This window comes from uncultured Victivallis sp. (genome assembly GCA_944389935.1).
GTDB lineage: Bacteria > Verrucomicrobiota > Lentisphaeria > Victivallales > Victivallaceae > Victivallis.
This window is the reverse complement of record CALXOE010000014.1, coordinates 12,810-26,129: the sequence shown is the minus strand read 5'-3', so window position 1 is coordinate 26,129 and position 13,320 is coordinate 12,810. Positions and strand designations below refer to the sequence as shown.

The following is a 13,320-nucleotide window of genomic DNA, read 5'->3' as shown; positions in this document are numbered from 1 at the left end:
TTGTTCAAAAAAATGATCTTCCGCGGTCGCCTCGCACCACGTCGTGCGACCCGGCGTCAAGATACGCAAAAACCGTCGGTGTGGCCCGACGGTCAAAGAGGACACCTGTCCTGTCACTTCTTTTCCGGCGCCCGGGTCGGATCCGCCGGAATCGCCGGCGGCTGCACCACGGGCTCTTCCACCACAGCCTCGGCGGGAGCGGCATCCGTAGTTTGCTTTGCGGGCTCCGGAGTCGAATCCGGTTCTTCCGCTGCTGCGACAGGGGTATTTTTGATCTCGCCCGGCGCGTTGTGCTCCGGATCCCCGTAATAGGCGGCCGAATTCGCCGCCACGGCGGCGTCAAGCTGCGCTTTCGCATTCTGAATATTGATGTAACTGCTCGCGAGGTTCGTCTCGGCCTCAACGAGGTCACGCTGCGCCTCGTTCAGTCGGGTCAACTCGGTGTTGCCGGCTTTGTACCCCTCGTCGACCAGATCACGCTGCTGCGCGGAAAGGTCACGGGTCTTTTCAAAGATACGGGTCTGCTTCACGCTCTGCACGTAATTCGCATAGGCCGTGCGGACTTCGCCGACGACTTCGAGCCACTTGGCGGAGACCGAAAACTCCGCAACCGCCAGATTCGCCTTGTATTCGCGGATCTTGTTCTCGCGGATGAGTCCGTCGAAGAGCGTCCAGTCCGCAGTCAGGCCGTAACCGATCGACGGGGATTCACTGTACGTGCTGTCACCGTTGTGGCTCGCACCCTCCCAGCCTTTGCTGCGGTTGAAATTCGTGCCGTAACCCATGTTGAAATAGGCGTTCACCGTCGGGGAGTAGGCGCTCCAGGTCTGATACATCTGATATTTCGCGACTTCGAGCTGTTCCCGATAGCCTTTGAGGTCCGGGCGATTTGCCAGTGCCGTATCCAGATACACGTCGACCGACGGCAGATCGGTGAAATTCGTCTTGAAGTCGGAGGGGAACTTCAGCTCTTTCGGGAACGTCCCCTCGGGATAGCCCATCAGAACCGCCAGCGCATAAATCGCGGTCTCATACTGATAGTCCGCGCTGATGAGGTCGGTTTCAGCGGAGTTCACCGCGATCTCGAAGTTCAGCACGTCCGAGAGCGGAACCGCACCGGCCTGATACTTCAGCCGCGTATCGCGCAGACTCGACTCCTGGAACTTGCGGTCCTCCTCGGCGATCCGCTTGTTCTCGATCGCGAGCAGCACCGTGTTGTAGGCGTAGGCGACCGCCTGCATCATCGTGCGGGCCTCATCGTCTTCGAGCAGTTTCTGATAGTTGAAATTATGTTTGTAGATCAGAACATTGAATTCACGGGCCAGACCGTCGAAAAGCATCCAGTTCACACTCAGATTCGTGCTGGTCGTAATGCTCTCGGTCCGGGACGGCGTTCCGGGGGTGTTGTGCGGACGCCGCGTCCAGCTCTGGTTGTCCCCCAGCGAGAAACTCGCTCCAACCGTCGGAGAATAAGCGCCCCAGGCCTGCAGATAGCGCATCCGCGCGGCGTTGACCGCGTGAAAGGCGGCAATATAAGTCGGATTGTTCTTGATCGCAATCCGCTGCGCATCGGCAAGAGTCAGATCCGTAATGTCATCCAGAAGCCGGTCTGCTCCATCCTGTTTGCGCTGCGTGTAAGACTCACTCATCGTTGCGGACGGCGGAGGCGTGTACTCGTAGCATCCGCCGACCGCCGCCAGCAGGAGACCGAACGCACCGAATCTGAACACGTGTTTCAACTCCATACTTCTCATTCCCCCCAAATCTCTGTCTGACCAGTATCAGGAAATATCTTCCCATCACAATCTTAGGTTATCCTAAGAATATAACCGCCATTTTCGATTTTTCAAGTCATATTATGCAAAATAACGCGGTTTCTTCCCGGATTATTGTCCCGAGCCGGAAAAAAAGCGAAAAAAGCGGAAAAATAATTTGCATTTCACCGCTGAGCCGATAGATTTTACATCGACAATATATTCTGGATGATCCACTTTGAAATCGTTGCTGTTACCACTGTTGCTGCTTGTGCTTCCCGCCTCCGCCGCGGAGTATTACCTCTGGCAGCGGAAATGGACCGCCGCCGTGAGAGCCGCGGCGCAACAACCGTGCGACGGACTGCAGGTCTTCGCCGCAGAACTCTCCGCAAAACGCACGGAACGCTCCGAGGCTCCGCCCGAACTCTGGAAACGGGAAGATGTCACGGCGGTCTTCCGTCTCCGGGTCGACGCGCTGAATTCCGGGGGATTCGCGCGCCTCGCCGCCGAGATCGCGCGGAACGGCTGCGCGAACATTCAGCTCGATGCCGACGTCCCGGAACGGCGGCTGGCCGAATATGCCGGGCACCTCAAAGCGCTGCGTGCCGCCCTGCCCCCGCAGGTCAGGGAGTTCTCCGTGACGGCCCTGCCCTGCCATCTTGCGCACGCCGATTTTGCCGCCGTCGCCGCGCAGACGGATTACTATGTGCTTCAACTGCACGGACTCGACGTTCCCGCCCGGATCGACGAACCGTATGCGTTGATCGACGGAACGGTCGCCCGAACGGCGATCCGGCGCGCGCGGCAGTTCAAAAGGCCGTTCCGCATCGCGCTGCCCTCGTATGCCTACCGGCTTGAATTCGATGCGGCCGGGAAATTCGCGGCGATTGCGGCCGAAGGGGCGCCTCCGCCTGCCGTCGGAAATCGACGTTACCGTCTTGCGGCACCCGACCCGGAACTGCTCGCAGCTCTGATCCGGGAGAATCCGGATCTCAGACGGATCTGGTTCCGGCTGCCCGTCCGGGGAGACCGCCTCTGTTACGACCGCACTTCGGTCGAAACGCTCGACCGGGGAGAGCTCCCCTCTCCCCGTCTTGAAATCGAACTGCGGCGCGTCGCCCCGAATGCGCTGGAGCTCTGGATTACCCCGTGCGCGCAACTCCGGCTTGAACCGCTCGAACTTGCGCTCGAATGGCCCGATCGACATGGGGAATTCGAGCTCGCACCGGGGACGAAATGCGGACAAGACAAACTCCCGTTCGGGATTCTGCCCGGGCGTCTGAGGGTCGAATTTCCCGGGTGCGGCGCCAAAGTGCGCGCGGCAACCTTTCTCATCAACGAAACCAATCACCCCGCTGTCAAGGAGATACAACCATGAAACGACTGCTTTCCGCCCTGCTGCTGGGGGCCTCCGCCGCCGCAGTCGGCTGCGGGCCCTACTTCCCGCCCTCCTATCTTGCGTCGGAGGCGCCGAGAAGCCCCGAACTCAAATACGAATACGATCTCGAGCTGCTCGGGAAACACTTCTACCCCGACGCCTGGGCGTTCAAACCGGACCCCGCCGGCGGGCTCTCGACCGCCGACGCGACCCGGAGCGACTTTCTTGCCGCCGCCGCGCTTCTCCCGGAAGAAGAGCGGCAGAATGCACTGGCCTCCTATCTCGCTTACGACCGCGCCTGCCGTACCGGGGAAGTGCCGAAATTCAACACCCGGTCGCTGCCCGCATGCCTGAAAGAGTTCTATCTCTACTCCTCCGGCTATGCCGAGATGAAAAACAATCCGGACTGCCGGGAGCCCGCCGCCTGGAAAGAGCTGATCGGACTCCCCGCCGCCGACCGGAAGTTCCGCACAACATGGGTCCACTACATGCTCGGCAACCTCGCGCTGAAAGAGAGCGCCGACGCAGCGTACCGCCACTATCGGGAACTCCGGCTTGCGAGACAGGCGGGGTTTGTCGACTCCTGCGCCCTCGCCGAACGCAGCGGCCGCAACAACTGGCTGCTCGCGGACAACCCGTTCGACCAGCTCCGCTACCTCCCCGCCGACCGGATCACGCCGCTCTGGAAGAAGAACTTTCTCCGCCTCGCAGCCGAAGCGTGGGAGCTCGATCGGGAACGCGTGCTCCGCGATCCGCTGCTGCGGGAAATCGCGCTGCTCATCTTCGATCCGCTCCCGATCCTCAAGGAGCTTCCGAACGGGGAAACGCCGCTCGTGCTCGAGCGGGTCGCGGCGGACTGTTATTTTCACAACAAACTCGACCGCTGTCGCGCGCTGCTGCCGTATCTGCCGGAAGATTCCCTCATCCGGCTCTACCTCGAGGCCCGTTTCGCCAAACGCGAGGGGAATCTGGAAGAAGCCGCCGGAAAACTCTCGCTCTGGCTTGCGAACTACCGGAAACAGGCCCTCCCCGCGAAAGGATTTTCCTCTCCGGCCGGAGAAAAGCTGCGTCAAACCTGGAGCGGCTCTCCGGAGTTCTCCCGCGATGTGCACGGGGTGCTCGGTGCGATTCACGTCGACCGGGAGGACTTTCTCGAGGCGCTCCACGCTTTTCTGCAGGCCGGAAGCTGGGTTGACGCTGCCGTGGTCGCCGAACAGCTGCTCCCAACCGACACTCTGATCGAATACTGCCGCAACCATACTGCAACTCCGGAGAACCGATACGGTACGGAAGTGCGTTATCTGCTCGCGAGACGGCTCATGCGGGAGAACCGCGTCCGCGAAGCCGGAGAGTTTTTCCCGCCTCAGCTCCTGCCGCTCCATGAACTCTACATCGAAACCAGCATCGCGGCGAATGATCCGGAACGGTCGAAAAACGAACGCGCGCTCGCGCTTTTTGAACTCGGCCGGCTTCTGATGCAGAAAGGATTTGAACTGCGCGGAACGGAACTCGAACCGGATCTCTTCTACCTGGACGGGAACTACCCGGAACTGCCGTCGGAAAACTGGCGAAACGGCCAGATCTCCGTGGACGGTTCACGCCTCTTCTTCTGGAAAGCCGAGCTGCCGAACCGGAACCGGATCTCGCGGAGATTCCACTACCGCCGGATCGCGGCGGACTATTTCGCGCGCGCGGGGGCGCTCTCCGAAGATCCGGCGCTCCGGGCGGCGGGATTCTGGGCCGCGGGATTCGTCCTCGCCAAACGCCATCCCGACGAGGCGGACGGTTACTACCGCATGCTCTGCGACTGCGCGGGCTCTCCGCTCGCGGAGGCGGCGCGCAAACGCAACTGGCTGCCGGCGGCACCGGGACTCCGGGACCTCATTCTGAAAGCCCCGCTTCTGCCGCAGCCCCCGCTCGAGGAGATCACCCGCGCCGCAACGCTGTAAACGGGATTGCATAATGCGCAAACCGGGATTATATTACTCCAACACCAACGGGGAGGAGGTTAAGATGAAACCAGTCAAAGTTGCGTTTTTCGACACGAAACCCTATGACCGCAAATCGTTTGACGAGGCGAATCAGAACTTCGGTTTTGAACTCACCTACTTCGAGGCGCGGCTGAATCCCGCCTCGGCGAAGATGGCCGCCGGATTCGATGTGGTCTGTGCGTTCGTGAACGACGACATCGGAAAAGAGACGATCCAGGTGCTCGTCGAGGAGAAAGTTCAGATGATCGCCATGCGCTGCGCCGGCTACAACAACGTCGACCTCGCCGCCGCCTACGGCAAGCTGGTGGTCGTTCGCGTTCCGGGCTACTCGCCCTATGCCGTCGCGGAGTATGCGCTCGCCATGTACATGACGCTGAACCGCTCGCTGCACCGCGCCTACAACCGCGTAAGGGAAAACAACTTCTCGATCAACGGCCTCATCGGATCCGATCTGCGCGGAAAGACCGTCGGAATCATCGGAACCGGCAAGATCGGACTCGTGTTTGCGGAGGTTCTGCAGGGATACGGCGTCCGCATTCTCGCGTACGACATGTACCCGAACAAAGCCGCCGCAGAGAAGCTCCACATCGAGTACGTCCCGCTCGAGACGCTCTACCGCGAATCCGACGTGATTTCACTGCACTGCCCGCTGACCCGCGAAAACGTTCACATGATCAACAGCGAAGCGATCGCCATGATGAAACCGGGGGTTTACATCATCAACACGAGCCGCGGCAAGCTGATCGACACCGCCGCGCTCATCGAAGCGCTCAAGCACGGCAAGATCGGCGGCGCCTGCCTCGACGTCTATGAGGAGGAGGGCGACTACTTCTTCGAGGATCGCTCGGACGGGCCGATCATCGACGACGTACTCGCGCGATTGCTGACATTCCCGAATGTTCTCGTCACTTCGCACCAGGCGTTTTTCACGCGCGAGGCGGTCCGGAACATCGCGAACGTCACGCTTGAAAACATCCGCGACTACTTCGAGAAGAACGAGCTGCCGAACGGGATCTGCCAGATGTGTGACGGCAGCAAGGGCTGCCAGGGCAAGCCGTGCGGGAAATGACGACTCCGCATTCGCAATCTTCACAGCCGGCCGCCGGGACACCGAGTTCCGGCGGCTTTTTTTCGGCCATCAGCAAAAGAGGATGATGAGTCCGGCGCCGATCATCGTCACAATCGTGCCGAGAATTTTCTTTTTCATATCCCGTTCCCGGAAGAATCGCCAGCCGAACCAGAGATTCGCCGCGGCAGAGAGTTGGAAAAGCGCGAGCGCCGGTCCGACCGGGAGCTCATCGAATACGAGATTCGTGGCGAACTGCATCGCCCCGAAGCAGAGAGCCAGCGCCGCAAGCGGGAACCAGTTCCGCCGCAAAACAGAGAATGCGCCAGAAGTTTCTCCGCTCCTCCGCCCCCGGAACACCGCCGCACCGGCCAGCGAAAAGAGCGCCCCGAACCAGCACCAGCCGAGGAATGAAATCTCCACGGAAGAGAGCAGGATCACCCGTTTGATGAAAACCGCTTCAAGCGCCGTAAGCACCAGCGCCCCGAACCGGTAAAGGATATCCTCGCGCAGCAGAATCCGCCAGTGAAATCCTCCGCTGCCCGCCCCGAGAATCCAGTAACTCCCGAGCAGGATCAGTCCCAGACCCGCGATCCCCGTTCCGGAGGGGAGTTCATGCAGCAGGGCGACTCCGCCGGCCATGCCGATGACGGGCTTCCAGGCGTTGATCGGCCCGAGGACCGAGAGCTCCCCATGCTGCAGTGCCTTGACCATGAACGCATTACCGAGAGCGCCGAAGAGTCCGCCCGACGCCGCCCACAGCCAGACCTCCCCGCCGCCGGGAAGCGGAAGAAACCAGAGCCGCGGCAGCAGCAGAACACTGAGAAGCACGTAGACGACCGCGTTGATGAGCAGCGGATGCGGAAACGCCGTCACGAGCCGCTTCTGAAACACGTTGGCAAGGGAGTTCGACAAAATCCGCACCCCGACCAGCAGAACGATTCCCGCAACCGCCATCGTCCACCCTCTCCCCTCGTCTCCGCCGATTCAGTTCCGCACAAGATGGATCAACGCGATCTCCGACGGAACGCCGATCCGCACCGGGAATCCGTTCCAGATTCCCGCCCCGTTCGTGATGAAAAGCGCCATTTCCCCGACCCGGTAGAGCCCGGAGACATATCCCGCGTTGAACCCGGCGATGAATCGATCCACTCCGACGATCATCCCGCCGTGCGTGTGCCCGGAGAGCATGAGATCGACCCCCTGCCCCGCAGCCTCCGCGGCAAGTTCCGGCCGGTGTGCGACGAGAATCCGGCACGCTCCGTCCTCAATTCCGGCGAATGCCCCGCCGATCTCCGGCCCCTCGAGCCCGAACCGCGCGGCGGCGGAGTCGGTCACCCCGGCCAGAACGACTTGGTTCGGCAATACCCGGTGCGCGTTCAGGAGCAGTTCAATGCCGAGCGTCTCCAGAAACGGCATCCACTGCCCGTAACCGGAGTAATACTCATGATTCCCCGGCACGCCGAACACCCCGTACGGCGCAGAGAGCTCCCGCAGCGGCAGAAGTTCGGCGCCGCTCCCCTCGACCGTACCATCGACCAGATCCCCCGCAAGCACAATGAGATCGGGTTTCGCGGCATTGGTTCGCGCGACCATTTCGCGAATCCGGTCCGCCCGCGTCAACGTATCGGCGTGAATGTCCGCCAGCAGCGCGATCGTCATACCGTCGGCCTCCTCCGGCAGATCCGGAATCCGGATCGTCACGTGCCGAACCTCGGGAACCGCAGTCCCCGCCCCGATTCCGACCGCAGCGAGCACACCCGCCGCCAGAAGCAGCCCGAGATTCACCCGGTTGCCGACGACCCGGAAACAGGGGGAGGGTTTCCGTCCGCGGCAGAGAAGCACAATGAGAATCCCGCCGCGCACCAGATCCGCCGCCAGAAGCAGAAAAAAGAAGAGAAACAGCAGCGTGAACAGCCACGCCGCCGTCAGAAGCAGCGCCACCGGCAGCTCCGGAGCAAAAAAGCGCGGCCCCCCGAACCAGTGCAGAACGTGAAACTTGAACGCCGTCAGAAGAACCGGCACGGCAAGCCCGATTTTCCACCCCCAGTGCAGCCGGAGCGGCAGAATCGCCCGCCCGATCACATAACCGGCAAGGATGCATCCCAGAATCAGCATGAGCACCTGTTTCTTCCCCCTTTCTCTTCCCTCTTCGCCCGGGAGAGCGTGTTCCGCACGGCTCTCCGAAACCATGACCGTCCCGGTCAATGCGCCAGCAGTGCGGCAACCTGCTGCAGAGTTCCGACGATCGCCCCGAGCAGATAGCCGAGCACCTGGATCATACCGAGATGTTCGGCGGTAACCTGGTTGATCATCCCATGAAATTCACGCACATTGAGCCGGGCGATCGACTGCTCGATGCGGTTGTTCAGATCGAGCATCTCCACGATGATGCGCCGCCCGTCGTGCGCCATCCAGAAATTGAAATAACGCTGCAGCGCCGGCAGCAGTTCGCCGCGCACCCAGTTCCAGAGATCGTCCGAAGAGAGAATCCGGTTCACCATCTGCGGCACATTCTCCGACAGCCAGCGGTGCAGGAAATCTCCGAGTTTCGCCCGCGTTCCGTCCAGAAACGTCTGCATCTGCGGCGCGGCTTCATCGCTGTGCAGCCAGTCGTGCAGCCGGAGAGTCAGTTTCGTAAGTTCGTCGCTGATGAGGCCGTAAATTCGTTCATCGGTGAGTTTTGCTCCGATCTGCTGTTCGATGTCATTCCAGTTCAGATAGTCCACCAGCCCGGACAACTTGTCGCCGATCGCGCCGGAAAAGAGCCGGATCCGCTGATTCACATAATTCCGCACGCCGTCGCGCAGAAATTCGCGCAGGAGCTCGCGCAGCTCGGGCGTCCGCGCCCGCAACCCGCAGACGATTTCCCCGGCAACCTTCCCGCGCATCTCCGGCGAAGCGAGATTTTTCTCGAGAACCTCGTCCCAGAAGATCCGCAGATTTTCCGGGGTCAGACTCTGTCTGAGCGCATCCGAAAGCGAAGTTTCAATCTGCGGAATCAGAAACCGGATGACAGACTCCTCGTTCTTCCTCAGCAGCAGCTGAACCGCCGTCCGGATCTGTTCGAGCAGCGCCGGATCGGTCGTCATCTGCGCGAGACGCCCCCCGATCTCGCGGGAAATCTCCTCCGGCTTCAGAAGCTGTTCCGTAATCACATTGCCGAGTTCGTGGCCGACCCGCTCCTTGTTGGCCGGAATCATCCCCTGCCGCCACAGGCCGAGCGAAAGCAGCCGCAACCAGTGAAATCCCGTCCGCTCATACGGCTTGAACAGCATCTCAATCGCGATGAAGTTCGTGAGATATCCGACCGCCGCCGCCACCAGAATCGGGAACACCCAGAACGAAAACCACTCCGGCCCGCTCCAGCCCGCTGCCGCTTTGGCGACAATCGCCAGAACCGTCATCCAGCTCACAATGGAAAGTACCGTTTGAATTCTTCGCAAAAAACAATTCATTCCCTCAACCTCCCCCCGGCAAAAAAAGGGGAGACACCCTGTCAGTCCCCCCTCCTCTTCTTTCGTTTTGTACGCGACTCAGCGTTCGCGCCGGTCGATCACGCGGCGGGCCTTGCCTTCGCTGCGCTGAATCGTGTTCGGCGCGACGAGCTTGACCCGGACCCGCAGCCCGATCAACCCCTCGACCGCGGCGGTCAGCCGCTGCTGCAGCCCCTCCATCGAACGCACCTTGTCCGAGAAGAGCTCTTCAGTCACCTCGACATCGACCTCGAGGCTGTCAAGACCGTTCTCGGTACTCAAAATGATGTTGTAATTCGCGGTCGTCCCCTCGACCGAGAGCAGCGCCGTCTCAATCTGCGACGGGAAGACGTTCACGCCGCGAATGATGAACATATCGTCGCTGCGCGAGGAGATGCGCGCGATACGCCGGAGCGTCCGCCCGCACGCACACGGTTCGGCGACGATCCGCGTCAGATCGCGCGTGCGATACCGGATCATCGGCATGGCGTACTTCGACAGCGTCGTGAGCACGAGTTCCCCGAACTCCCCGTCCGGCAGAACCTCGCCCGTCTCCGGATTGATGATCTCCGGATAAAAATGATCCTCGAAAATGTGCATCCCTTTCTGGCAGCGGCACTCGATCGCCACGCCCGGCCCGATGATCTCGGAAAGACCGTAGATGTCATAAGCCTTGATGCCGGCGGCATCCTCGATCCGTTTGCGCATCTCCTCGGTCCACGGTTCGGCGCCGAAGACACCCGCCCGGATCGGCAGCTTGCGCATGTCGATCCCGTTCTCCATGGCTTTTTCGGTCATATGGTAGAAGTAGGAGGGCGTACAGCAGACCGCGGTCGTCCCGAAGTCGCGCATGAGCATGATCTGCCGCTGCGTGTTGCCGCCGGAAGTCGGCACCACGGTCGCGCCGAGCGCCTCGGCGCCGTAGTGCGCGCCAAGTCCGCCCGTGAAGAGCCCGTACCCGTACGATACCTGAATGATATCCTCATTTGTGAGCCCGCAGCTCGCGAGAGCCCGCTTCATGACCTCCATCCACACTTCAAGATCCTGCCGGGTGTAGCCGACCACGATCGGCTTGCCCGTGGTCCCGCTCGAAGCGTGCAGACGCACCACCTGCGACATCGGCACGGCAAAGAGCCCGAACGGATAGGTGTCACGCAAATCCGCTTTCACCATGAAAGGAAGTTTGCCGAGATCGGAAAGCGTCTTCACATCCTCCGGGCGCAATTTGCGTTCGTCCATCCGGCTGCGGAAAAGCGCCACATGGTTGTAGGCGTGAGAGACAATCTTCTTCAACCGCTCGAGCTGAAGTTCGCGCAGGTAATCCTGCTGCACGTAGTCGAGCGCGCTCAGGTTATCATTCTGGTAAAGCGACATTTTTCAGGGCCCCTTGTTGGTTTGATCGCGTAATATACACCATAAAGCGCCGGAAATCAACTGTTTTCTCCTCCTGCGCGCCTCTCTTCGGCGTCGAGCAGCGACAGCGCGGAAGCGAGCGCCTCCTCCCGTGAACCGAACTCCCCCGCCAGCTGCCGGTCGTAAATCGCGTCGAGCACCGGGCGGAAACAGCGCCCGGGACGCCTCCCCGCCGCAACCAGGTCGCGTCCCATGACCAGCGGATCCGGCAGAACAGCCTGTTCCGGTGCGCGGCGCAGCTCATCCAGCAGAAAAACGAATCCGTCCATGATCCCGTGACAGGCGATGCAGTCGAGACGGTGCAGCTCCAGTTCCAGCGGGAAATTCGGATCCGCCAGCAATCTCCGCAGCTTCGCGCTCTTCATCTCCGTCACAAAGGCGAACCGCATGTGATTCCGCACCGCCTGCACCACCCGGTCCCGGTCGGCGCAGGAGAAGTGAAGCCGGTCCAGAATCTCCGCGGCCATCTCCGCCCCGAGCGCCTCGTGCCCGAAAAAGCGGATCCGCCCGCTCTCTTCTTCCACGCTGAATGTCCGCGGCTTGCCGATGTCGTGCAGCAGCACGCTCCAGCCGAGCAGCGGATCGGGATACGCCATGTGTTCGAGCATCAGCATGGTGTGGACAAACACATCCCCCTCGGGGTGAAACTCCGGCGGCTGTTCGACCCCCGCCATCGCGGCGACTTCCGGCAGAACGGCCGCCATGAGGCCGGTCCTCTGAAGCAGCCGCATCGCCCGCGCGGGATCCGGCCCGGCCAGCATAGAGGAGATCTCCGCCCGGATCCGCTCCCCGGCCAGAAGCGCGGCCCGGGGCGCAAGTGCGGTGATGGCACGCTCCGTCCCGGGAGCGAGTTCAAACCGCAGCCGCGAGGCGAACCGCACCGCCCGCAGCATCCGCAGAAAATCCTCCCCGAACCGTTCCTCCGGATTCCCGACGGTCCGAATGACGCCCCGGTCGAGATCGGCGAGCCCCCCGACCGTGTCGTAAACGAGTTTCTCCAAGGGATCAAACCAGAGTGCGTTGATCGTAAAGTCGCGGCGGCGCATGTCAACCGCGAGATCTTCCGTGTAACGCACCTCCTCCGGATGGCGGCCGTCGAGGTAGAACCGCTCCTCGCGGGCGGAGGCGACTTCAAACTCGAATTCCCCCGCACGCACGAGCGACACCCCGAAACTCGCGCCGACCAGACGACTGTCGGGAAACAGCCTCGCGATCCGCTCCGGGTGCGCCGTCGTCACGATATCGCAATCCGCCGGCGTCCGGCCGAGCAGCAGATCGCGGACGCAGCCGCCGACCAGCCCGCTCTCGAACCCGGCCTCGCACAATGTTTTCACGACCGACGCGGCCGCCTCAAGCATGGGCGTGGAGCGGAACTCTGCGGAGATGTGCTCCATATGGACCTCACCGGACCGAGAGAATCCGCACCGGATCGGGCTGAACCGCCCGGCGATACCGCAGATCCGTCGGTCCGAAGAGCATGCAGTATCCAGCCCGGTAGCCCTCCGGCAGATCCAGCCGCTTCAACAGTTCCGGGAACGCCTGAAGCGCCCCCATCGCAAGTCCGCACCAGAGCGTGCCGACTCCGAGCGACTGTGCATAGAGCTCAAAGTACGAAAGCGCGATCACCGGATCGACCACCGGCGTGGCGGAATCCTCTTTCGCTGCCACCACAAGCATGTGCGGCGCTCCACGGAAAATCACATCCTTTCCGCGCCGGAGCTGTTTGTGATAACGGGCCATCCGGGCGAGGAACGGCGGCAGCGGATCCTGTTTGAACATCGCGGCGATTCCGTCCGAAACGCATTTCCGGAACTCATCCATCACATTCATATCGTCGACAAACGCGAAGCACAGAGAGTGCGAATTGACCCCCGTCGGCACGAATTTCAACATATCCTTGAGTTTATCGAGCGTCACGGCGTCGAGATTCTCATGCCGGTAACTGCGGAACGAACGGCGGTTCGCGATGAGCGAGAGGATCTCCTCCGGATTCGGATTGGAATCCGGCGGCAGACTCTCCTCCGGATCGCGCCCGAAAATCTCCAGCGCTCCGGTCGGGCAGATGGCGAGACAGTGCTGGCACCGGGTGCAGGAGTCTTCCGTCCCCGGAATCACATGCGGCAGTTCCCGCTCCGGGTCGAACTCCAGCATCTCCAGCGCGCAATCCCGGATACAGGCTCCGCATTTGATACACTTTGAATCATCGACGAAAAACTGAAACTCGTTCATCTCTTCCCTCCTC

Annotated in this window: 10 protein-coding genes; 3 read left to right on the top strand and 7 right to left on the bottom strand. The window is 61.4% G+C overall.

Going from position 1 to position 13,320, the window contains the following annotated elements; translation table 11 throughout:
- Positions 1 to 113: 113 nt before the first annotated feature.
- Positions 114 to 1,745 carry a TolC family protein gene (locus tag Q0J85_RS06160; RefSeq protein WP_294479209.1) on the bottom strand — a complete coding sequence of 544 codons (1,632 nt, stop codon included), beginning with the start codon at positions 1,743 to 1,745 and terminating at the stop codon, positions 114 to 116.
- A 247-nt stretch (positions 1,746 to 1,992) separates the two neighbouring features.
- Between Q0J85_RS06160 and Q0J85_RS06155 the strand changes: the two genes are divergently transcribed.
- The 3 genes from Q0J85_RS06155 to Q0J85_RS06145 all read left to right on the top strand — a co-directional run bounded on the left by Q0J85_RS06155 (position 1,993) and on the right by Q0J85_RS06145 (position 6,192).
- Positions 1,993 to 3,132 (top strand): DUF3142 domain-containing protein, encoded by a 1,140-nt coding sequence (locus tag Q0J85_RS06155; RefSeq protein ID WP_294479207.1) that lies wholly within the window; start codon positions 1,993 to 1,995, stop codon positions 3,130 to 3,132.
- Positions 3,129 to 5,081, top strand: a complete 1,953-nt coding sequence (locus Q0J85_RS06150) for a hypothetical protein (protein WP_294479205.1) — start codon at positions 3,129 to 3,131, stop codon at positions 5,079 to 5,081. The genes Q0J85_RS06155 and Q0J85_RS06150 overlap by 4 nt, the downstream gene beginning before the upstream one ends.
- Before the next feature lie 64 nt (positions 5,082 to 5,145).
- The gene (locus tag Q0J85_RS06145; protein WP_294479203.1) at positions 5,146 to 6,192 is read left to right on the top strand and encodes a 2-hydroxyacid dehydrogenase; all 1,047 of its coding nucleotides are present in this window, start codon (positions 5,146 to 5,148) and stop codon (positions 6,190 to 6,192) included.
- Between the two features lie 69 nt (positions 6,193 to 6,261).
- Here the strand turns inward: Q0J85_RS06145 and Q0J85_RS06140 are convergent, their stop codons facing one another.
- From Q0J85_RS06140 to Q0J85_RS06115, 6 genes are all read right to left on the bottom strand, one after another.
- On the bottom strand, positions 6,262 to 7,146 hold the full coding sequence (locus Q0J85_RS06140; RefSeq protein ID WP_294479201.1) for a DMT family transporter: 885 nt from the start codon (positions 7,144 to 7,146) through the stop codon (positions 6,262 to 6,264).
- Positions 7,147 to 7,176: 30 nt separating this feature from the next.
- Positions 7,177 to 8,382, bottom strand: a complete 1,206-nt coding sequence (locus tag Q0J85_RS06135) for a metallophosphoesterase (protein WP_294479199.1) — start codon at positions 8,380 to 8,382, stop codon at positions 7,177 to 7,179.
- 11 nt (positions 8,383 to 8,393) lie between these two features.
- Positions 8,394 to 9,647, bottom strand: coding sequence for a DUF445 family protein (locus tag Q0J85_RS06130; protein ID WP_294479197.1), 1,254 nt, complete (start codon positions 9,645 to 9,647; stop codon positions 8,394 to 8,396).
- A 78-nt stretch (positions 9,648 to 9,725) separates the two neighbouring features.
- Positions 9,726 to 11,039: a phenylacetate--CoA ligase family protein gene (locus Q0J85_RS06125; RefSeq protein ID WP_294479195.1), complete on the bottom strand. Its 1,314-nt coding sequence runs from the start codon at positions 11,037 to 11,039 to the stop codon at positions 9,726 to 9,728.
- A 56-nt stretch (positions 11,040 to 11,095) separates the two neighbouring features.
- On the bottom strand, positions 11,096 to 12,472 hold the full coding sequence (locus Q0J85_RS06120; RefSeq protein ID WP_294479194.1) for a CCA tRNA nucleotidyltransferase: 1,377 nt from the start codon (positions 12,470 to 12,472) through the stop codon (positions 11,096 to 11,098).
- A gap of 7 nt (positions 12,473 to 12,479) precedes the next feature.
- The gene (locus Q0J85_RS06115; RefSeq protein WP_294479192.1) at positions 12,480 to 13,307 is read right to left on the bottom strand and encodes a nitroreductase family protein; all 828 of its coding nucleotides are present in this window, start codon (positions 13,305 to 13,307) and stop codon (positions 12,480 to 12,482) included.
- Positions 13,308 to 13,320 lie beyond the last annotated feature (13 nt).